Below are 20,614 nucleotides of genomic sequence, written 5' to 3'. Positions count from 1 at the left end.
CATGTTCCTTTGTAAAATCGTGATTTAGTAAACGCTTTCAATACTGTTTTCTATATGCTACATTAATAATTCCGAAAAGTCAATGTATTTTAAATCATTTGTATATATCGATAAACATTTATATTTTTATAAAAATATAATGGATAGATGCTATTTAATAACTTATTCACTCAATTTACGAACCTAAAAAATTATAATAATTTACAAGGTATATTGCATTGTCATGCCTGCCTATTTCAGTCTGCGAAAGTTGAGCTATCAGTAAATTTTCGCTATCATGATACGGAATGACAAGGAACATACCATTTAAGCATCCTCCTTATAGCACTTCCCGCAAAAATTCCCTGATCTCATCGGCTTCCATTTCGGATTCATGAAACGTATGCTCGATATCGCCTTTATTGGATAAGTCCTCTTTACCCAGAATAGCAAACCGGTTTTTTTGCAAGTCGATGACGGTGTATTTATCCGGATGTTCATCATTTTTCATAAACGCAAAATCATAGCGCCTTAGACTGCTCGTGAAACTTACGTACCGGATTTCCCGTGTAATCGTTTCGTCCCGCAAATACTCAAATCTTTTTCCCATGACGATCCAGCTCCCAAAATTTGATATTTCCCTTACTATATCATGTTTTGGTTCTTTGTTCATTTATTCATGTGGTATGATAGATATATTAATGGATCTGGAGGGTTAGCAATGTACTTCGTTGATCGAAAAAAAATTGAAGGAACATTAATATATATGGATAAGCTGCTTCAGGAAGTCAGTAAGCATTCATTTGATACATTTGCTGAAAAATTATACCTTGAGCGCACCGTGCATATGGTAATTGAGGCCATGCTTGATGTCGGTAATATGATGATTGATGGCTTTATCATGCGTGATCCGGGCAGTTTTGACGACATTATCGACATATTGATTGATGAGGGTGTTCTGCCGGAAAATGAAGAGAGCGACTATAAAGCCATTATCCGGTTGAGAGAAATGGTTGTCAAAGCGTATTTGCAGATTGATCATCGGCTGTTGGCTGATACGCTTCAGCAGCATAAAGAGACACTAGACCAGTTCAGTTCGCGTATTAGACACTATCTCGATAACGAACTGGGCGTTGCGAATGCTTTTTCCAACGAGTAGGGAGGGAATTGTCAATGGAAAAACGGACACCAGTCAAACTAACATTGTCTGTATCACAAATGGTGATAGCTGCTTAAAAAGGACAATCAAAAGAAGGTGACCTGTCTAATGAAAAACTATCATACGTACTTAATTGACTTGGATGGGACGATGTATTGGGGAGACAGGCCGATTAAATCTGCAGCTGAATTTGTCAGCAAACTGGCGAAAAATAGTATTCCATATTTGTTTTTAACGAATAACTCGTCCCGGACACAGGCCCAAGTTTCTGACAAACTGCAGCAAATGGGTATCCATTCAACAACGGAACATGTTTTTACCTCCAGCATGGCGACAGCAAAACATATCAAACAGTTAAACCATCAGGCGCGCTGCTTTGTGATCGGTGAAGAAGGGCTCTATGATGCGATGGAGCGGGAAGGGCTTACCATTGTTGATGGAAACAGCGATTTTGTTGTGATCGGCATTGATCGGCACATCAATTATGAAAAATTGTCCAACGCTTGCCGGGAAGTCCGCGAAGGTGCCACACTCATTTCCACAAATGGGGATGTGGCGCTGCCGACTGAACGCGGACTGGAACCCGGAAATGGGGCGCTAACGTCAGTCGTATCGGTCAGCACGGGAAAACAGCCACTATTTATCGGTAAGCCTGAAACGGTTATGCTGGAACAAGCATTGGAACAGCTTGGGACTACCAGAGAGGCGACCCTGATGGTTGGTGACAATTACGATACCGATATTCTCGCGGGAATTAACACCGGTATCGATACACTAATGGTGTTTACGGGTGTGACACCGTTCAGTAAGTATTCCACTCTGGTGCCTAAACCTTCCTATTATGTTGAAGACTTAAATGAATGGCTCCCTTATATTTAAAAAACTGCTCCAAATAGAGCAGTTTTTTTATAAGATCAGAAAGCAAAACTTTGGACGACGTTTTCAATACCGAAATCGGCTACATCACCGATGTCTTCCAATCCGACTTCTGACCTCTGGTATCTAAAAGTCGCGTCAGCGTTTTTTCCTTAGTCATCCAATAATTCATCATCGGCAGTAGCATGGGCCAACCGGCTTGATGCAGCCGCAGCGATGGCACCGACAATATCATCGAGAAATGTATGGCATTCACCCGTCGATTTATCATTTAGATGCTTGAGAATGCCCGGTTTTTGCTTGTCTATATAACCATAATTGGTAAATCCGATGGAACCATACACATTCACAATCGAAAAGGCCACAATTTCATCGATTCCATATAGGCTTTCATCAATTTCAATTGTCCGCTGTAATGGCTCGTCGAGGTCTTTCCGCTCAGCCAGTCGGTCAAGCTGGATTCCTGTCAAAATCGCATTTTGCACTTCTCGTTTGCCAAGTACCTGGTTTACGTTATACCGGCAAGTGTCCATGTCCAAATCATCATGATAATTGGATTGCAAATAATACACGAGATCCGCTATATCATCTATGGTAACACCGCGTTCTGATAACCATTCGCGTGCATTCGTTTCCAATTTGGTTCGGTTTGTTTGGTTTTCCATCATTATCACCTTTTCCTAAAAATTTGTTAAGATTCATTGTTTCCAGACATATATTAAAAGGAGAAGCGGAGAAAGGAGTGACCGTGTTGAGACAATTTCTGGCAGCCTATTATGGCATTCAAACCAGAGACAAAGCGTTATGGGATGGCACGGAAGGCTTTAAGGATGATAGTTATGTTTATTTTACCATTTCTGCCGGACAGAATGAAACCATACATATGGAGCAGGCCGCGCTAGCATTTTATTTGCATGGCAATCAGCACCCGCGGATCACTGTACCGGTTCCGAACAACCAGGGCGATTGGTATACCTTGTATAACGATAGCCATTACATGGTGCTCCGAGCCGAAAACAGGTCTTTTGTCCAACAGGGACCGTATGGTGAGCGGCTGGCATCCTTTCATTTAACCGGAACGGCCTACCCATATGAACCGCAGACCATTTCCAGCTACGGTCAATGGAAAGGGTTATGGATTGATAAATTAACGGCCTTTGAAAAAAAGATCGAAATGGAAGCGAACGCGTATCCGACCCACTATTACCGCCTGCTAAAGGATTCTTTGCCGTATTTAATTGGTATAAGTGAGAATGCCATTCAATATATGCAGGAATCAGAATCAGATCCCAGGTTTCATGATGTTGATCAGGGAACCGTTGTATTTGGTCGCTGCCACAATCAGCTGCAAAATCATGTTTTGTGGATGACAGACTTGGCCTACGATCACCCGGCACGTGATTTAGCGGAATATATTCGCTATCTGTTGCTGGAAAAGGAAAATCCGATGCATGACATTAAGACATTTTTGGATGATTACCAGCGTGTGCGGCCTTTATCAATTTTTAGCTGGCGTTTATTATACGCCCGGTTGTTATATCCGATTCATTTATTTGATGTGATTGAACAGGGATTTTTAACGGATCACTATGAATCCGCTTATTCGAATCTGTCGGCTTTATTACAGCTGCAACCATTGTACGAAAAACGATTGGGATTGTTTTTTGAAAATGCCGGCATTGATTGTGAAGAATGGCAGATACCTGTGTTACACTGGTTGTAGCGTGAATCTTCAATCATCAATGACTTTTTCCAGCTATGAAGGGGATAAAGACCAATCGTGAATGGGGTGGGAAGATCATGAAACCAGTTGTTTATGTGACCAGAAAAATTCCTGATGATGTCTTGCAGCCGTACCGCGAAGTATTCAATATTCGCATGTGGGAAAAAGAAGATAAGCCGGTGCCCCGCGACATATTATTACGGGAAGCCGCAAAAGCGGATGGACTCTTATGTTTGCTGACTGAATCAGTTGACAAGGAATTACTTGCTGCTGCCAAAAATCTGAAAGTCGTGGCCAATATGGCTGTCGGCTATGACAATATCGATGTGGAAGCTGCCCGAAGTAATGGTGTGGTGGTAACGAACACACCGGATGTGCTGACGGAAACAACGGCCGATTTAACATTTGCGCTGTTGATGGCTACAGCGCGCCGGGTCGTTGAGGCGGCCGATTATATCCGTGAAGGAAAATGGGACTACTGGTCACCTTATTTGCTAGCCGGCTCGGATATCCACGGCAAAACAATCGGCATTGCCGGTATGGGCAGAATAGGTGAAGCGGTAGCAAGACGGGCCAAAGGTTTCGGTATGTCCATTCAGTACAACAACCGTTCAAGGAAGGAAAAGGCCGAACAGGAACTGAGCGCCGTTTATAAAAATTTTACGGCTATGCTGCAGGGATCGGATTTTATCGTATCACTAGTGCCTTTAACACAGAAGACGGCACAAATGTTTGATGAAGAGGCTTTCCGGAACATGAAATCATCGGCCATTTTTGTTAATGTTTCGCGTGGCGGGACAGTGGACGAACAAGCACTGTACGATGCGCTGACAAATGGTCAAATTCGGGCTGCCGGTCTCGATGTGTTTGACCAGGAACCAATTTCTCCGGAGCATCCGCTTGTAGGGCTTCAAAATGTCGTATGCCTGCCGCATATCGGTTCTGCAAGTGAAGCAACCCGGACAAAAATGCTTAAGCTGTCGCTTGATAACCTGAAGGCTGTATTGGATGGCGAAAAGGCCATCACACCGGTATAATAAAAAGGCAGACATCGATTTGTCTGCCTGAATTATAGTGTATGCTAAAAAACCTGTTCGATTTCTGTCACACCTGGAACTTCAGATCTTAAGGCACGTTCGATGCCAGCTTTCAATGTGATGGTAGAACTTGGGCAGTTACCACAAGCCCCCATAAGACGAATAAGGACGATGCCGTCATCATCGACATCCACCAGCTCCACATCACCGCCATCGCGGAGCAGGAATGGGCGGAGTTTGGTCAATACTTCCTGTACTTGTTCTTGCATGATCCGCTTCTCCTTTCTAAAGGTTATCCAAAGCATTACCAGCTTTTAAACATGCTTCTAGAGGTCGTTTAAAAAGGCCGGTAAAAATGAGGTGTCGATAGAGGATCTTCCGCTAAAACCGCTCACGTCCCGTGGCGGGCGCAGAAGTCACAACAACACGCGAGAAGCTCGTCGGCTTGCTTTTCCGCTGCTCATGTATTTGAAAACATACACGCCGTACTTTGAAAAGGAAGAATCCCTTTTCTTGCGTGTGATGTCTTTTCATGGGAGCTTTCCTTATGCTCAAAGCCATGCCGCCCGGAACTTCCCGGTCTTTTTTTATCCAGCTTTTGAACACGCTTCCTATGATCATTATAAGATGAGTGGTTTAAAAAATCTATCCATTAAATTATTTTTCTTGATTACTTTTATTTTATCTTTAATCAAGCATTTTGTAAAATAAAAGTAATCACATGATTGGGGGGAGTCGAAATGGGGAACAACATCTTGATTACGGTTTACGGGGCAGAACAGATTTGTGCAAGCTGTGTTGGTGCACCTGGTTCATGGGAAACTTACGAGTGGCTGCAGGCGGCTATCGGTCGAAAGTATGTTGCTGATAACATTTCGTATGAATATGTCGATATCGAACAGCCACCGGATGATGTGAAGCACCAGCAGCTGGCGGAGCGCATTTTGGATGATGAATTTTTTTATCCGCTTGTGCTCGTTAATGGCGAAATAGTTGCTGAAGGTATTCCGAGGTTAAAAACCATTTACCTGGAATTGGATCAAAATGGCGCTGTTGCTAAAGCTTAGACAGAAGGGTTGAGACATGAAAATACGTTTACGAACATGTGCGATGCATCAATTTGATATTTCCGACCCGTTTATACAGGCTATAACTACAGGCTATAACGATTGAATCATCGGTCGATAGTTTGTATACTTATTGGTAGAACATCGATTGACTCATCTTAAAAAAGAGGGAGGATGACATTACTATGGTTATTTCCATCACAGAAGGTGCGGCAGATCAGGTTAAAGAAATGATGAAGGAAGAAGAAGCTGGTGCCCGTTTACGTTTTGGCATAAAAGGCGGTGGCTGCAGTGGCCTTTCCTATTCATTGGGATTTGAATATGATGTGAATGATGAATTAGATATGGTAGAGGACATAAATGGCATTCCGGTTGTGATTAATAAGCAGGACGTACCAATTATCGAAGGAACGACGATTGATTTTAAACAAAACATGATGGGCGGCGGGTTTTCAATCGATAATCCAAACGCTATCGTATCATGCGGCTGTGGATCCTCGTTTAAAGCAGATAAACGTCAGGGTACACCGGAGAAATGTTAATAAAATGACAAAAAACCAGAGCGCTTGAATAAAGCACTCTGGTTTTTGTTATAAGATCAGACAGTATATATTTTGGGTGTCGTTTTCAATACCGAAATCGGCTAGGCTACATCACCGATTTCTTTCAATCCGACTTCTGACCTCTGGTATCTGAAAAGACGTGTCAGCGTTTCCTTAAAACATGGCTGTTGAGTGTTTGGGCTGGATGCGCGCTTTTGGATCGATGTATTGTTTCGCGTTGTTTATCGCTGTTGGCCCTTCCCCGAATCCGGTGGCAATCAGATTCACTTTTCCGGGATAAGTTGTGATGTCACCGGCTGCATAAATCCCCGGAATATTGGTTTCCATACGGGAATTGACCATGATACTGTTTTTTTCAATGTCGAGTCCCCAATCTTTAATGGGCCCGAGTGACGAAACGAAACCATAATTACACAGGACGGAATCAACGTCGATATTGAATGATTTATCACCTTTAGCTTCATTTAACGTAACACTTTCGATTTTATCCCTGCCACTGATCGCTGACGGGACATAAGGCGTGACAATCTCAACACTGGAGTTCATTAATTGTTCAACACTATGTTCATGTGCCCGGAATTTATCACGGCGGTGTACCAGTGTGACCTTATTGGCGATCGGTTCCAGCATTAGTGCCCAGTCTACTGCTGAGTCACCACCGCCGAGTAGCATGACATTCTGCCCTTTATAGGTGCTCATATCTTTCACATGATAATGCAAGTTGACACCTTCGAATTGGTCACAACCATCAACGTTCAAACGGCGCGGCTGAAATGCCCCATTGCCTGCTGTAATGATAATCGTCTTCGTATAGTGTTCTTCACCGTTGTTGGACGTTAATTTAAGTGTACCGTCGTCAAGACGCACCACTTTGTCAACCGATTGCCCCAGCACGATTGTCGGATCAAACATGCTTGCCTGCTCCTCTAGGTTGTCCACCAAATCCTGGGCGCGTACTTTCGGGAATCCTGCAACATCATATATATATTTCTCTGGATATAAGGCTGTCAATTGCCCGCCAGTATGTGGTAAACTTTCCATTATTTTAACGCTTGCCTGACGCATTCCACCGTAAAAAGCAGTGAATAACCCAGTGGGACCGGCTCCAATAATGGTAACGTCATAAACTTTATCTGACATGGATGTTCCCCCATTAAGTATGTTTTGATGATATACCATTCCTATCGTACCACAAAGAGACCCGTTATGTGTATTGATGCACTCTGAACAGGAAGTAACAACGGACTAGGAAAAATTAAATTTTCCGGAAAGTAATCGATAGCCTTGAAACTTTGCAGGAAAAAGCATAAGATATAGAATTGATTACAATTGGATGACAACATACTGGTTGTTTTGAAAGGAATGCCTTTGCCGGAAAAATAAATACATGCATTAAAACGGCATGATTTTGATACGTTTATATAGACAGAATTTCTTGTTAGATGGAAGTGAGGACAAAATGGGGAAGCCGAATATTGTCATCTTAGGCGCGGGGTATGGTGGCCTTATGACGGCCGTTAAACTGGAAAAAATGTTGCCGGCTCATAAAGCAACCGTCACACTCGTCAACAAATACGATTATCATTACCAGACGACGTGGCTGCATGAGATTGCGGCTGGTACACTGCATCATGATCGGGCACGGATTCCGGTCAAGGATGTCATCAACATGGAGAAGACCCGGTTCATAGTGGATAACGTTATCGCGATAAAACCTGATGAGAAAACGATCAAATTGGAGAGCGGTGAATTGTCATATGACATTCTTGTCATCGCATTGGGAGTTGAGCCGGCGACATATGGAATACCCGGTTTGGATGACTATGCCTTTACAATCGAGACTGTCAATAATGCCCGCCTTCTTAAAGAACACTTGGAATATAATTTTGCAAAGTATCATCACGAAGATGAAAAAAATAAGGGCAGACTCAATATTGTTGTTGGCGGCGGAGTGAGCGGGGTTGAATATTTGGGTGAGTTGACCAACCGGATTCCGGACCTTTGTGACGAATATGATATTCATAAAACGATGATTCGTGTCATTAACATTGAACAGTCGTCAACAGTACTGCCGGATTTTGACCCACAGCTAGCCAAATATGCCATGAGTTCACTTGAATCCCGCGGTGTCGAGTTTATTACCGGGGCCAGGCTGAAGGAGTGTAAACCGGATCACGTGATATATGAAAAAGCCGGGAAACATGAAACCATCCCGACGTATACAACCGTTTGGACTGGCGGTGTCCGCACTAATTCAATTGCGGTGAATAGCGGGTTCACCCATAATCAGGGCGAAATTGATATTTGTGATGATATGCGGGTATCTGGTTTCGAAGATGTATTTGCTATCGATGAGTGTACCGGTGTTACGGAAAAAGAATCCGATAAACTTTATCCGTTAACTGCAAACATGGCGATTCAGCAATCAGACATTGTGGTCCATAATGTTAAAGCACTCATACAGGGTGAAGAAGAATTCACGGCATATAAACCGAAGCGGTCCGGAACCGTTGTGTCTCTTGGCCATACGGATGCCACAGGGACTATTCTAAACAACCGCAAATTATTTGGCTGGAAAGCTGTCATGTTGAAGAAACTAATCGATAATTATTATTTATTGAGGTTGGGTGGTTTCAATCAGCTAATGCGTAAGGGTAAATTCAATATTTTTTATTGACAGGCTATGATAAGCAAAGATAGAACGGTCGTCTTTGCTTTTTTATTGTTTTGTTATAGAATAAAAGCTGTATTTATTGGTGAAGGGAGATCCAGCGTTGATACAGTTTATCGTTTCGATTTTATTGTTTTTTGTCATATTTTTCGGACTGGCGTTTATATTGAATATGCTGTTGCGTCGTACATGGCTAATGGCTGTTATTTATCCATTTATCGTTTTGCTGATTGTTGATGATATTGCGACAACGGAATATTTTACAGCACCAGGAGCATCATTTACTGCAGCATTTTCCCGGCTGACAGAGATTACCATTGCGGATATAAGCATTTTGGGAGCAGGTTTTATCGGGACCATTGTATCCGGAATCGTGATCCGATTGCTCCGCAAAAGCGGCTATCAGATGTTTTAGGTGCTGGACTGGAAAAGGGCGTTAACCTGGATATAACGGGTTAACGCTTTATTTGTATCAATTGGGAGCCATGGTCAAGGCATTTAGATCGATTGTTTTTAATCATCACGTATATATTTTTTTGATTTGGTAACACTGTCCAAGTAGGCAGTTATTTCCGGTGTAACAGGGAATTACCTGATTGTTACACGAAAATAGCACACTGCCGGAAAGGTGTTATCATTTAGTATGTTGACGCTACTTAAACGATTTGTCATGACGTTCTTGTTTTTCGGAGCGCTTTTGACAACATGGTCATCGATATCCAATCTATCATTTGCAGATGTACAAGCATGGTCGAGCGGGGAAAGGGCAACATCATCCGCATCCTCTGAAAAAGCCGTCCTTAGGGAAACGGTGTTGCAAGACAAGGAACTGAAGACAAAAAAACAGCAAAAACGTTATATTTCCAGTGATCAAATTGAAGGACCGCAATCATTGGAAGAGTATGTGAATACAAAAGACTATCCAAGTGCAACCGTTACGGCAACCGGCTATACGGCAGGTGTTGAATCAACCGGTAAAACGTCTGACCACCCGGAATACGGTATCACTTATTCCGGTGTCCAAGTAAAACGCGATCTATATTCCACTATTGCAGCTGATCTGGATATTTATCCGATTGGTACGATTATGTATATCCCCGGGTACGGATACGGGGTTGTTGCCGATAAAGGCGGTGCAATTAATGGAAATAAAATAGATTTATACTACGATACTGTTGAAGATGTTTATGACGAATGGGGCAAGAAAGAAGTTGAGGTCTACATTGTCGAAGAGGGCGACGGCACGTTGAGTGAAGAGGCTTTAAACAGTTTAAACGAAAATGAATCGATGCAAGTCTTCAGGAATCAGATTGTCGAAAGCTAACCAAAAGACGTTCCGCAAATCGGCGGGACGTCTTTTTCATCAGCGTATAATGTTGGTCGACGTTTTCAATACCGAAATCGACTAAATCGCCAATTTCTTCAAGTCTGACTTCCGGCCTCTGACCTCTAAAAGACGAGGCGGCAGCCGAGTTTTCCTTATTTACACGTTTTATGAGAAAAATTGATATAGGAAAAAGGCCATTCCAATTCCCGACAGCCCGCCGATCAATACCTCGATTGGCTGATGGCCGAGAAGTTCTTTCAGTTCTTTCCGCTTCTGGTATTCCGCTTTGCGATTCCAGTCTTTTGCACCTTCCACAAAGTATTGAAAGTCCTTCACCAGTTGGTTGATGACAATCGCTTGTTCACCTGCCTGTCTGCGGACACCTGAGGCATCGAACATAATAATCACACTGAAAACCGACGATATGGCGAACATGATAGAATACGTTCCTTCCATAATCCCGATTCCGGTTGTCAAAGCGGCCACTGCAGCAGAATGGCTGCTCGGCATACCACCGGTCGAGAAGGCTAACCCCGGTTTAAATTCTCGCATTGCCAGCAGTCGGATAGGAATTTTGATCACCTGCGCAAAGACGATGGCAGATAATGCAGCCCATAACGGGAAGTTCGTGAACAGTTCCATGAAGGCGGGAACATCCTTTCTTTATTGCTGTTGCAGAATATGAATAAAACGATTGACATACATGATAACGTTATTTTACCATATCCCGGTTTAAAGTTTAATCAAGAAAGGATTGTCCCATTTAAAAATTTGTCGGAGCGATCGATTAGGAAATTCATGCCGTGGCTATCCATCTTGACGGGACGCGTTTGGCCAGGCTTACCATAAATAATGCAGCTAAACAGGCTAATCCCGCATCTTTAATCAAAAATGGCATCATACTGGCCCATGCAACCGGATAGGAAATGGCCAGCGCCAGCCATGTATTCATCGCTAAATACATATAGGTTACGCCGATTCCATAATTAAATGCTAGTCCCACCAGCGATGCTACGGTATATGCCGGTATGGATGGTTTTCGGCTGCGTTCAGCTATCAATCCGGTGAAGAAGGCCACGAAGATAAATGAGAGAATAAATCCGCCGGTCGGTGAGATAAGCTGCATTGGACCTGCCTTCATTTGGGCAAATACCGGTACACCCGCCATCCCGACCAATATGTAGGTCATCATCGCAATACTCCCACGCTTTTTTCCAAGCATCAACCCCGCTATGGTGGCGAAAAATGTCTGCAGCGATAATGGGACGGTCGCACCGCCGATCGGTAATGCCAACACAGGGAACCAGACGGTAATGTTGGCACCTATGGCCATCAAGCAGACAAAAACGGCCCCAAACGTTAAATCAACTGTTCGTAATGTATTCAATCACAAGCCCCCCTTTATATGATTAGATAATAACTATAATTCAATATATTGTCAACCTATATTTTATTAGGTTGACAATATAAACAAAAAAGAGGCTGGGACATAACTATAATGACAATTCTAAAGATGAACAATCCACTGCTTGAGCGGAGGAAATATACGTAGACTCCAGCGGGAGGAAAGGCATAGGTGAGACCCCGCAGTGCGCCAGCGCGAGGAGGCTCACCAGCCGCCCGCGGAAAGCGAAGTATATTTCCGGAGCGGATTATATGCACCAACCATAACTTCTAGTTAGTTCGGATTTTACTTTATTTTAAACACTTTTGTCCCATCCCCTTTGTATCGAGCTGTTCTGATGACTTTTATTTAATAGCTGTATCAAGCGCAACTTCCATCATATCATGGAATGTTGTCTGGCGTTCTTCAGCGGTCGTTTCCTCACCCGTGAGAATATGGTCGGATACCGTCAAAACGGTTAATGCCTGGCGGTTAAATTTGGCTGCGAGTGTATATAATGCGGTCGTTTCCATTTCAATCGCCAGCACATTATATTTGGCAAGCAGTTCGTTAACGTCTTTGGCGTTGTCCCGGTAGAACGTATCACTCGTAAAGACATTGCCGACTTGCAAGTTCAGGCCTTGTTCCTTTCCGGTGTCATAAGCATTTTTCAGCAGCTCGAAATCGGCCAGGGGAGCATAATCGATCCCGTTGAAAATCATCCGGTTCATTTGGGAATCTGTTGTGGCACCCTGGGCCAGGATAACATCCCGGACTTTAACATCGTCCTGGATTGCCCCGCATGTACCGACGCGAATTAATTTTTGTACATCATATTCCTGGATTAGTTCGTTAACGTAAATCGAAATAGAGGGGACGCCCATACCGGTCCCCTGGACGGATACGCGTTCTCCTTTATATGTACCGGTAAAACCATACATGCCCCGTACCTGATTGTATTGTGTAACATCGTCCAAAAAGGTTTCCGCAATGAACTGTGCTCTCAGTGGGTCACCGGGGAGTAAAATTTTGTCAGCGATGTCACCTTTATTGGCTCCTATATGGATACTCATGCTCATTCCGCCTCCTGCAATCAAAAAATATTCAACTTAAACGTTATCATAACGGGTGGGGAAAAACAAATTTCACGAAAATGCCACAGGAATCGTTGCTTTTCTATTTCAATAATCACCATTATTGTATATAATACGAATGTATAGTATTTCATGATAAGCGGAATACATACGATAGGAATTATTTTTTGGAAGGATGAATATTCATGGAGGAAAAAACGTTTACGATTACAGCGGATACCGGTGTGCATGCACGTCCGGCAACATTACTTGTTAATAAAGCGGGGCAGTTCGAATCGGAAATCGAAATTTCATATAATGGAAAAGACGTGAATCTTAAATCGATTATGGGTGTCATGTCCTTGGGTATCCCAAAAGGTGCTGAAGTGAAAATTACTGCAACAGGCGGGGACGAAGCTGAAGCAATTCAAGGCGTTACAGACATTATCAATGAGCACCTTGGTGAATAATAACGACGAATGGCGTTAAGACGAATGCCGTCTGAATGGAAAAGTGGAGCCGGTATATTTTACTGCCAGCTCCACTTTTCTGGTTAGAATCGAAACATTGCGAACAGGATCCCGCCAAAAAAACGGGGTTTTTCCTATTTATAATAGCTTTTCGTATAGACGTCCTGCTCAAGCTCTTCAATCTGTTTCAATGACTGCTGGTTGAAGGTAGTATCCTTTTTGGAAAGCTGCTGTTTCATATCTGCGATGGCTTGCTTGAGTGATGTCCCGTAATCCGGCAACCCACCGTCAAAGCTTTTGACCGCGGACTTGACGACGTTCATTTTTTCATAATGCGCAAGTGCTTTTCGTACTTGGAAAAAGACCCCTTCTGTTTCACCAGGGTTATGCAGATCACCCTGCATTGGGTGCTTGACAACGGCATGGACTTTTATCAAATAACGTTCGCCGCGGTCTTCCAGCACTTCACCTATGTATTTGCCGGAATTATATTTGACCTGAACCATGTCACCAATTGAAACTGCCATACGATAACCTCCTCCTTACTCCTATTGTGCCAGATGTTGGATGGATACGGCAATCGTCAGGTTCTCTTTTGGTTTGATGATGATGAATGCTATAATAAAGGGGAAGGAAGTGGTCTGTCATGATGGAATTTTTGTATTTTCCGGATGATAAAACGGAATATATACCTGCTGCCATCACACTTGTTATTTTTATAATCGGTGCTGTCGTGACCATGTATTTTTTGGTCAAACACTCCAAAAAAGAAGCTGACAAAGTCGACAAGCAATACGAGCAAAACGTCAACAAGAACGAGGAGTAACCAGGCTCAAGTCATCATGGGCCTGTTTATTTTTTGTCTAACTGCAGATACTGAAACCAGAGCATCTGCAAAGGAGCAGGGTTTATGAAAAAGATATGGTTCATTGTTTTACTTATAGTCCTAACGGCTTGTCAGCCAAATGACGATACGTCAAGGACAGTCAGTATGTATAACGTGTCCGGAGATATGATTGGGACGGCGAAATTAACAGAAGGCGATGATGCCGTCGATTTTGAATTGAAGCTTGAAGGATTGGATCCCGGTTATCATGGCATCCATGTACATGAATATCCGAAGTGTGATCAGCCAGACTTCACTTCAGCTGGTAGTCATTTTAATCCGGAAGGCAATGAGCATGGTCCCATGCACCCGGAAGGTTCACACTTAGGTGATCTGCCGAATATTGAAGCTGATCAGAACGGCCTTGTTGACGCGGAATTGACGCTGCCGGAAGCGACACTGCTAGATGGCAAAAATTCGCTGCTGAAAGGTGAAGGCACATCACTCGTCATTCATCAGGAAAAGGATGACGGCGTCAGTCAACCGGGCGGCGAATCCGGTCCCAGAATAGCATGCGGGCTGATTGCCGATGACGAAAAAGAATCAAGTGAAACACCAACAGATCCAACTGATTTTAATGAAGATCAGGAGGATTAATGGTCGGGTAGAAGCGAGCAGATATCAGAAAAGCGGGAATCTCGACAGAAGAGCAGAGCGGAAACAATAGGGAAAAAATTAAACTGGGGGAGAACCCATATTAACATGGTTCACCCCCGATTTCTTAACGGGAATTGACGGCTTCAATAATCCGGCTGACACCTTGTTCAAGTGTTTCGCGCGGACAGGCAACGTTCATGCGCATAAACAACTGGCCTTCCTCACCATAATCCACACCGGCATTAAGCCCGACTTTGGCTGTTTCATTCATGAATTGTTTCAAAGTTTGACTGTCCAATTGCAGTCGGCTACAGTCAATCCACAGCAAGTAAGTACCTTCTGAGCGTGTCACTTCCAATGCATCGGTACGTTTTTCAAACTGTTCGATCACATATGCCTTATGAGACTGTATGATTTCACGGAATTCATCGAGCCATTCTTCCCCGTACCGGTAAGCCGCTTCCATTGCCGTATTGCCCATCGTATTGATCATATTAAGACCTTGTTTCTTTAATTGGTCATCCAAAGCCTCTTTTTTTTGTTTATCAGTTGTGATCAGATAGGATGCTTGCAATCCCGCCAGGTTGAAGGTTTTCGACGGTGCCATGCACGTAATGGTCTGTTCGGCAATCTCATCTGACAGGGAGGCGATTGGAATGTGCCTTTCCCCAGGATAAATTAAATCGGCATGGATTTCATCGGACAGGATCAGCACGTTATGTTTCAGGCACAGTCTGGCCATTTCCTCCAGTTCTTCTTTTGTCCACACGCGCCCAACCGGGTTATGCGGCGAACATAGGATAAATGCGCTCACCCCTTGTTCCAGTTTCGCTTCAAAGTCGTTAAAATCAATCTGATAATAACGATCTTCGTGGCGAAGCGGATTTTTTATAACCTTTCTGTCATGTGATTCAATCACACTGTAAAAAGGGGTGTAGACGGGTGTTTGAATCAGGATGTTGTCACCGGGTTCAGTAAAAGCCTGGACGGCCATATGTAAACTTGTCACAACGCCGGGACTGAAGGACAGCCATTCTTTGCGGATATCCCAGTGATGCCGTTTGGAAATCCAGTTTATGATTGGCGTTGTCACATCATCATCAATCGTCGTGTATCCGTATATGCCGTGTTTAGCCCGTTCGATCAAAGCGTCATTAACGGCCTTTGGCGCCTGGAAATCCATGTCAGCGACCCACATCGGCAGAACATCATCTGATTGAAACACAGCCTTGCGCATGTCCCATTTAACTGAGCGTGTATTCTTGCGATCATGCACTTCTTCAAAAATTCCCATCGTTAACCTCCTACGCAATATAAGATTTAAATCAGGTCCCTGATAGGTATTATACTGGAAAACGCTGCACAGGTTAAATTTTAGCCATTGTGAAAACAAAAAAAAGCAAGACGTTTGTAACGCCTTGCTAACAGGGGGAATACGAGAAAGTCTTACAGTTATAGTGTTACCCTTTATTTAAAAATATAAACATGGCACAGGAAAAAATTAATGATCCTTTTGACTTTAAAGTGGGGAAGGCTGACAACATCAACGGTCGCCCTGTTCCGTATATTGCTTTTGTTCGTTATTTTAGGCGCTTCGCCAGTTTCGCTCTCTCATCTTCAAACCCGGGCTTGCCTAAAAGGGCAAACATATTTTTCTTATACGCCTCTACACCTGGTTGGTCAAACGGGTTAACACCCAACAGATAGCCGCTCATGGCACATGCTTTTTCGAAAAAATACACGAGATACCCAAATGTGTAAGCATCAAGTGTCGGTATTTCGACAATTAGGTTTGGTACGCCACCGTCGGTATGGGCCAGCAGTGTCCCCTGATATGCTTTGTCGTTAATCTCATCGAGTGTTTTTCCTGCCAGGTAATTGAGGCCGTCAGCGTTTACGTCATCGGCTTCTAACGTCATATTCTTATTAGACTTGTTTACATGCAGGACGGTTTCGAACAGGTCGCGGCGGCCGTCCTGGATATATTGGCCCATCGAATGGAGATCGGTCGTGAAATTGGCCGAAGTCGGAAAAATGCCTTTCTGATCCTTTCCTTCACTCTCACCAAAGAGCTGTTTCCACCATTCGCTGAAATAGTGCAGATGCGGTTCATAGTTGATCAGCATTTCAATGGTTTTGCCTTTGTTATACAGAATATTCCGGGCAGCTGCATATTGATAAGCAGGATTACCAGCAAGTGATGGCTCAGCTAGATCATCCATGGCGGCTTTTGCGCCTTGCATCATGTCATCGATGGAGACGCCGCTCACGGCAATTGGCAGAAGTCCGACTGCTGTAAGAACAGAATAGCGCCCGCCGATATCATCGGGAATCACGAAAGTTTCGTAGCCTTCTTGATCGGAAGTGGTTTTTAATGCCCCTTTCGCCTTGTCGGTGGTGGCATAAATCCGGCTTTTGGCTTTTTCCGTACCATATTTATCTTCAAGAAATTTCTGGAATATGCGAAAAGCGATGGCCGGTTCGGTGGTTGTACCGCTTTTGGAAATGACATTAATGGACACATCTTTATCTTTGAGAATATCGAACAACTCGTTAATATAAGTGGCACTCATATGATGTCCGACAAAAATCACTTGTGGTGCATGTCGTTGGTGATCGTGCAACATGTTCTGGAATGAATGGTTCAACATTTCCATAGCCGCACGGGCACCCAGGTATGACCCGCCGATGCCAATGACAAGCAGCACATCGGAGTCATTTCGAATCTTGTCCGCTGCTGAATGAATACGTGCATATTCTTCCTGATCATAATTTTCCGGCCAATCAATCCAGCCGAGAAAGTTATGGCCCTGACCGGTTTTTTCGTGGAGTTTATGGTGTGCTAATGTCACGTCATCCGATAAATAATCAAGTTCATTCTGGTTCAAAAAATCCAACGCCTCGTCATAAGAAAAATGGATATGACCCATGTTTATCCTCCCTTACCCTAAAGAATCAGTTATTATATCATTCAACGGACCGCTACTGGAAAATGAGGTTGCCCTATTTTACTTTACCCGATGCGGGGTAGCTAAATCAAGAAGACGATTAAAAAAAGAAGCTTTATCACGTTTTCTTAACGAGACAAGCCCCTATCACCCGGCAAATTATCTTTTGAATGTTCCTTCCCGATTTTCGGACTGTTTGATCCATTCGTCAAGTTTATCTTTTAAAGTATTAAAACCGGCGCTGGCATTATCCTGCTGCTTTGGTGCATGGTTTTTTTGGTTATTGGTGCGGTTTTTAGGCGGTTCCTGTGTTGCGCGGATGGATAATGACACCTTGTTGTTTTCCGTATCAACATTTAACACCTTTACCTTAACCGCATCCCCGACTGCCAGATGGTCATGAATATCCTTAACATAGCCGTGTGTTATTTCAGAAATATGGACCAATCCTTGTGTTTCATCATCCAGAGCGACAAATGCACCATATGGCTGAATGCCTGTAACGTTTCCTTCCAAAACCTGACCCGTTTCAAACTTGTCTGTCATGCTGAACACTCCTATAACTTATTCGGTATTTTTTTACACAATAAAACATTTTAGCATAAATTCCGAATCCGGGCAAAACATAGACATAGAAGCCTGGAAGGGGGAGATTTTGCGATGATCCCACTGGATTCAAGCATTTGTAATCATATCTATCCATTATACGTACTGGAAGAAAGATTAAAGCCTGATGGATTTATCTTTGCATCGAATTGGAATTATCAGGAAAGGTACGTTGACATTAAGATTGATGATCAAGGTGTCTATTACGCTTTAAGGATCCCTTTTTATGCGGTTTCCGGGTCACTGGATTACCCCGGTGTGACGGTACGAATCGATCAGCCATTCTTACTCGACCGCGGCTATGATAATGCAATGGGGCCATACATGGTGGGTAAGGCAACAACCGGGGAAGCAACACCGGTTCCATCACCGGCGTTTGCCGATACTGGTACACCCGGACAGCCCGTTCAGGCAGGCAAGCGCATCATGCAAAAAGTGGAGAGACTGTTACTCCCAGGTTGACAGGATAACGAGTGTATCATCCATGTCCAGCGTGATCGCTTCTGCTGGATTCATGATCCACTGGCTGTCGCGGATGAGGCCGAGCAACAGTTCATGATTTTCCAGAAAAAAAGCTACCGCCTGCTTAAACGAACTTCCGTCCAGCTCGTCCGGAAGTTTGATATGGGAAAATTGCTGCTGGTTTAACAAATTTAAGACGGTTTCGAATGGGCGTGTATGCGCTTTATGAAAAAGCTCATGGTAAAATAAGGTGCTCATGAAATCATTGGAGCTGATAACCGTATCGGCACCGGCACGAATCCCGTTTTCAACTTGACTGATGGTGAGTATCTCAGCATTAATCGGTATATCCTGATTATTTCCCCGGACGGCAACCGTCGCCAGGATAGTATTAATATCCGCTTTACGCTCATCGATCGTGATGTCAGCACTGATCAAAACTGATTCAGCTTCTTCAATATTAGCCTGCACCAATACGGCATCCTCACTTGGATCGCCATGAATAAAGTGAACCGGAAAATGCCGGTACTGCAATTCACTTAATGTCCGGTCGATCAGGACAATTTCCTGATTGGTGTCTTTATCCGCAATCATTTCGACCAGTTGCTTCGTCCGTTCGTTCCATCCAATCACAATGATATGCTGTTTGCCTTTATAGGAAACTTTCCCCTCCGACAAATCATTCTCATGATTAATCGTTTTGGCAGCCAATGTTGTTATGTAAAATGTCAGCATACCCCCACCGGAGAGAATGAGAACTATCCCAACAATTCTGCCTGGAGCTGTTAGCGGGACATAATCACCGTAGCCAACAGTAGCCCCAGTCACGAAAGCCCACCAGACCCCGTCGAAAACCGATGGGAATTGCTGTGGTTCTATCACATGAATCACTGTCCCGAAAAACAGCATGAGGATAGTGACGGAAAGCAGAAGCCTTACGACAATCGGCATCCGATAAAAAATATGTTTAAACGTCTCAAGATTCATTTTGTCACCTTTGCCTATCATTATAGTCACATATAGTATAGGCAAAGGGCGTAAATCTCTATACGCACTGTGGTCCGGCGATTCGTTTAAAGATTCAGCGCGCTCTTTAGTGTTGACCGGATGCTGGTATAGACTGTCTCCCAAAAGTCTGTATTGTCCCGGAACGATTTAGACATGAACAAATACATTTCGTTTGCTTTTTCTTTGTAGGTGTCATCATCTTTGGGTGGCAGATTATTTTGTGATTCATTCACAAACTGCTGGATTTTCTCAGCTCTTGGTCCCCATTTGGCTACTTCATTCCCATTCTCATCAATGAATATAAAAATCGGAATCGAACGGGATTGACCATTCGTTAAATACTGATCCATTAAGTCAAGGTTGTCATCGCGCAAAAGAAGTTTGACCGGCATGTTTGCCTGTTCCGCAGTACGAAGCAATATCGGGATGTTCAGCATGGCATCACCACACCAGTCCTCCGTCAGAACGATCACGCGTAAGTTTTGACTCGACAGTTGCTGCATAAATGCACTGTCTTCCGGAGGTGTATACGCATCATAAATATGTAACAGGTTTTGTTTGTTTTCCCGCATTGATTCGATATATGTATCAGGATCCATTCCTTTTTCAAACCATTCATTCAAGTTCATTATGTTGGCCTCCTTTTTGTTCTGCTGTTAAGTGTACCCAATCAGGTTGATAACGTAAACAGAAACGTTTTAAACGAGGCTTCTCCCACATTTTTGGGAAAAATCTGCTATGATGAAATGGCATTTAAACAAGGAGGTATTTTTGTGAC

The 20,614-nt window shown here is 43.5% G+C and carries 27 protein-coding genes; 14 read left to right on the top strand and 13 right to left on the bottom strand.

Features of this window, described 5'->3' with window-relative positions; genetic code table 11:
* Positions 1-319: 319 nt before the first annotated feature.
* Positions 320-589, bottom strand: a complete 270-nt coding sequence (locus ACFQ4A_RS07250) for an SAV0927 family protein (protein ID WP_382399047.1) — start codon at positions 587-589, stop codon at positions 320-322.
* 111 nt (positions 590-700) lie between these two features.
* On the opposite strand from ACFQ4A_RS07250, the gene ACFQ4A_RS07245 reads away from it, so the two are divergent.
* Both ACFQ4A_RS07245 and ACFQ4A_RS07240 read left to right on the top strand, forming a co-directional pair.
* Positions 701-1,138, top strand: a complete 438-nt coding sequence (locus ACFQ4A_RS07245) for a DUF86 domain-containing protein (RefSeq protein ID WP_382399045.1) — start codon at positions 701-703, stop codon at positions 1,136-1,138.
* 108 nt (positions 1,139-1,246) lie between these two features.
* Positions 1,247-2,017, top strand: coding sequence for a TIGR01457 family HAD-type hydrolase (locus ACFQ4A_RS07240; RefSeq protein WP_382399043.1), 771 nt, complete (start codon positions 1,247-1,249; stop codon positions 2,015-2,017).
* Positions 2,018-2,166: 149 nt separating this feature from the next.
* Here the strand turns inward: ACFQ4A_RS07240 and ACFQ4A_RS07235 are convergent, their stop codons facing one another.
* On the bottom strand, positions 2,167-2,679 hold the full coding sequence (locus tag ACFQ4A_RS07235; RefSeq protein ID WP_382399112.1) for a phosphatidylglycerophosphatase A family protein: 513 nt from the start codon (positions 2,677-2,679) through the stop codon (positions 2,167-2,169).
* Positions 2,680-2,765: 86 nt separating this feature from the next.
* On the opposite strand from ACFQ4A_RS07235, the gene ACFQ4A_RS07230 reads away from it, so the two are divergent.
* Together ACFQ4A_RS07230 and ACFQ4A_RS07225 are read left to right on the top strand one after the other, a co-directional pair.
* Positions 2,766-3,737, top strand: a complete 972-nt coding sequence (locus ACFQ4A_RS07230) for a hypothetical protein (RefSeq protein ID WP_382399041.1) — start codon at positions 2,766-2,768, stop codon at positions 3,735-3,737.
* A 74-nt stretch (positions 3,738-3,811) separates the two neighbouring features.
* The gene (locus ACFQ4A_RS07225) at positions 3,812-4,774 is read left to right on the top strand and encodes a 2-hydroxyacid dehydrogenase (protein WP_382399110.1); all 963 of its coding nucleotides are present in this window, start codon (positions 3,812-3,814) and stop codon (positions 4,772-4,774) included.
* A 44-nt stretch (positions 4,775-4,818) separates the two neighbouring features.
* Here the strand turns inward: ACFQ4A_RS07225 and ACFQ4A_RS07220 are convergent, their stop codons facing one another.
* Positions 4,819-5,043 carry a NifU family protein gene (locus ACFQ4A_RS07220; protein WP_090234795.1) on the bottom strand — a complete coding sequence of 75 codons (225 nt, stop codon included), beginning with the start codon at positions 5,041-5,043 and terminating at the stop codon, positions 4,819-4,821.
* Between the two features lie 91 nt (positions 5,044-5,134).
* Here ACFQ4A_RS07220 and ACFQ4A_RS07215 point away from each other — a divergent pair, with 91 nt between their 5' ends.
* The 3 genes from ACFQ4A_RS07215 to ACFQ4A_RS07205 all read left to right on the top strand — a co-directional run bounded on the left by ACFQ4A_RS07215 (position 5,135) and on the right by ACFQ4A_RS07205 (position 6,383).
* A complete protein-coding gene (locus ACFQ4A_RS07215; protein ID WP_382399039.1) occupies positions 5,135-5,485 on the top strand; it encodes a hypothetical protein in 351 nt (116 codons plus the stop codon).
* A 29-nt stretch (positions 5,486-5,514) separates the two neighbouring features.
* Complete coding sequence (locus tag ACFQ4A_RS07210) at positions 5,515-5,841, top strand: YuzD family protein (RefSeq protein ID WP_382399037.1); 327 nt, start codon at positions 5,515-5,517, stop codon at positions 5,839-5,841.
* Between the two features lie 185 nt (positions 5,842-6,026).
* On the top strand, positions 6,027-6,383 hold the full coding sequence (locus ACFQ4A_RS07205; protein ID WP_382399035.1) for a HesB/IscA family protein: 357 nt from the start codon (positions 6,027-6,029) through the stop codon (positions 6,381-6,383).
* A gap of 174 nt (positions 6,384-6,557) precedes the next feature.
* Here ACFQ4A_RS07205 and ACFQ4A_RS07200 read toward each other — a convergent pair whose 3' ends face one another.
* Positions 6,558-7,544, bottom strand: coding sequence for an NAD(P)/FAD-dependent oxidoreductase (locus ACFQ4A_RS07200; RefSeq protein WP_382399033.1), 987 nt, complete (start codon positions 7,542-7,544; stop codon positions 6,558-6,560).
* Between the two features lie 319 nt (positions 7,545-7,863).
* Here ACFQ4A_RS07200 and ACFQ4A_RS07195 point away from each other — a divergent pair, with 319 nt between their 5' ends.
* The 3 genes from ACFQ4A_RS07195 to ACFQ4A_RS07185 all read left to right on the top strand — a co-directional run bounded on the left by ACFQ4A_RS07195 (position 7,864) and on the right by ACFQ4A_RS07185 (position 10,399).
* Positions 7,864-9,081, top strand: coding sequence for an NAD(P)/FAD-dependent oxidoreductase (locus ACFQ4A_RS07195; protein WP_382399031.1), 1,218 nt, complete (start codon positions 7,864-7,866; stop codon positions 9,079-9,081).
* Positions 9,082-9,178: 97 nt separating this feature from the next.
* Entirely contained in the window at positions 9,179-9,490 is a 312-nt protein-coding gene (locus ACFQ4A_RS07190) for a YuiB family protein (protein WP_382399029.1), read from the top strand.
* A 228-nt stretch (positions 9,491-9,718) separates the two neighbouring features.
* Complete coding sequence (locus ACFQ4A_RS07185; protein ID WP_382399027.1) at positions 9,719-10,399, top strand: 3D domain-containing protein; 681 nt, start codon at positions 9,719-9,721, stop codon at positions 10,397-10,399.
* Between the two features lie 168 nt (positions 10,400-10,567).
* Here ACFQ4A_RS07185 and ACFQ4A_RS07180 read toward each other — a convergent pair whose 3' ends face one another.
* The 3 genes from ACFQ4A_RS07180 to deoD all read right to left on the bottom strand — a co-directional run bounded on the left by ACFQ4A_RS07180 (position 10,568) and on the right by deoD (position 12,859).
* Positions 10,568-11,044 carry a divergent PAP2 family protein gene (locus tag ACFQ4A_RS07180; protein WP_382399025.1) on the bottom strand — a complete coding sequence of 159 codons (477 nt, stop codon included), beginning with the start codon at positions 11,042-11,044 and terminating at the stop codon, positions 10,568-10,570.
* Between the two features lie 154 nt (positions 11,045-11,198).
* Positions 11,199-11,789, bottom strand: coding sequence for a biotin transporter BioY (locus tag ACFQ4A_RS07175; RefSeq protein WP_382399023.1), 591 nt, complete (start codon positions 11,787-11,789; stop codon positions 11,199-11,201).
* Positions 11,790-12,151: 362 nt separating this feature from the next.
* Positions 12,152-12,859 (bottom strand): purine-nucleoside phosphorylase, encoded by a 708-nt coding sequence (gene deoD, locus ACFQ4A_RS07170; RefSeq protein WP_382399021.1) that lies wholly within the window; start codon positions 12,857-12,859, stop codon positions 12,152-12,154.
* Between the two features lie 206 nt (positions 12,860-13,065).
* Between deoD and ACFQ4A_RS07165 the strand changes: the two genes are divergently transcribed.
* Positions 13,066-13,329 carry a phosphocarrier protein HPr gene (locus ACFQ4A_RS07165; protein ID WP_382399019.1) on the top strand — a complete coding sequence of 88 codons (264 nt, stop codon included), beginning with the start codon at positions 13,066-13,068 and terminating at the stop codon, positions 13,327-13,329.
* Between the two features lie 134 nt (positions 13,330-13,463).
* Here the strand turns inward: ACFQ4A_RS07165 and ACFQ4A_RS07160 are convergent, their stop codons facing one another.
* Positions 13,464-13,856 carry a kinase-associated lipoprotein B gene (locus ACFQ4A_RS07160; RefSeq protein ID WP_382399017.1) on the bottom strand — a complete coding sequence of 131 codons (393 nt, stop codon included), beginning with the start codon at positions 13,854-13,856 and terminating at the stop codon, positions 13,464-13,466.
* Positions 13,857-13,975: 119 nt separating this feature from the next.
* On the opposite strand from ACFQ4A_RS07160, the gene ACFQ4A_RS07155 reads away from it, so the two are divergent.
* Together ACFQ4A_RS07155 and ACFQ4A_RS07150 are read left to right on the top strand one after the other, a co-directional pair.
* On the top strand, positions 13,976-14,155 hold the full coding sequence (locus ACFQ4A_RS07155) for a hypothetical protein (RefSeq protein ID WP_382399015.1): 180 nt from the start codon (positions 13,976-13,978) through the stop codon (positions 14,153-14,155).
* 84 nt (positions 14,156-14,239) lie between these two features.
* The gene (locus tag ACFQ4A_RS07150; RefSeq protein ID WP_382399013.1) at positions 14,240-14,812 is read left to right on the top strand and encodes a superoxide dismutase family protein; all 573 of its coding nucleotides are present in this window, start codon (positions 14,240-14,242) and stop codon (positions 14,810-14,812) included.
* Between the two features lie 124 nt (positions 14,813-14,936).
* On the opposite strand, the gene ACFQ4A_RS07145 is transcribed toward ACFQ4A_RS07150, so the two are convergent.
* The 3 genes from ACFQ4A_RS07145 to yugI all read right to left on the bottom strand — a co-directional run bounded on the left by ACFQ4A_RS07145 (position 14,937) and on the right by yugI (position 18,306).
* Positions 14,937-16,106, bottom strand: a complete 1,170-nt coding sequence (locus ACFQ4A_RS07145; RefSeq protein ID WP_382399011.1) for a MalY/PatB family protein — start codon at positions 16,104-16,106, stop codon at positions 14,937-14,939.
* A gap of 286 nt (positions 16,107-16,392) precedes the next feature.
* Positions 16,393-17,742, bottom strand: coding sequence for a glucose-6-phosphate isomerase (locus ACFQ4A_RS07140; protein WP_382399009.1), 1,350 nt, complete (start codon positions 17,740-17,742; stop codon positions 16,393-16,395).
* Positions 17,743-17,919: 177 nt separating this feature from the next.
* On the bottom strand, positions 17,920-18,306 hold the full coding sequence (gene yugI / locus ACFQ4A_RS07135; protein ID WP_382399007.1) for a S1 domain-containing post-transcriptional regulator GSP13: 387 nt from the start codon (positions 18,304-18,306) through the stop codon (positions 17,920-17,922).
* 114 nt (positions 18,307-18,420) lie between these two features.
* Between yugI and ACFQ4A_RS07130 the strand changes: the two genes are divergently transcribed.
* Positions 18,421-18,828 carry a YugN family protein gene (locus tag ACFQ4A_RS07130; RefSeq protein ID WP_382399005.1) on the top strand — a complete coding sequence of 136 codons (408 nt, stop codon included), beginning with the start codon at positions 18,421-18,423 and terminating at the stop codon, positions 18,826-18,828.
* On the opposite strand, the gene ACFQ4A_RS07125 is transcribed toward ACFQ4A_RS07130, so the two are convergent.
* Complete coding sequence (locus ACFQ4A_RS07125; protein WP_382399003.1) at positions 18,814-19,836, bottom strand: potassium channel family protein; 1,023 nt, start codon at positions 19,834-19,836, stop codon at positions 18,814-18,816. The two genes, ACFQ4A_RS07130 and ACFQ4A_RS07125, sit on opposite strands and share 15 nt — an antisense overlap.
* A 65-nt stretch (positions 19,837-19,901) precedes the next feature.
* A complete protein-coding gene (locus ACFQ4A_RS07120; protein WP_382399001.1) occupies positions 19,902-20,465 on the bottom strand; it encodes a thioredoxin family protein in 564 nt (187 codons plus the stop codon).
* Between the last annotated feature and the right edge of the window lie 149 nt (positions 20,466-20,614).

This window comes from Lentibacillus salinarum, from assembly GCF_042679865.1.
GTDB lineage: Bacteria > Bacillota > Bacilli > Bacillales > Amphibacillaceae > Lentibacillus > Lentibacillus salinarum.
This window is presented reverse-complemented; position numbering and strand designations above follow the sequence as displayed.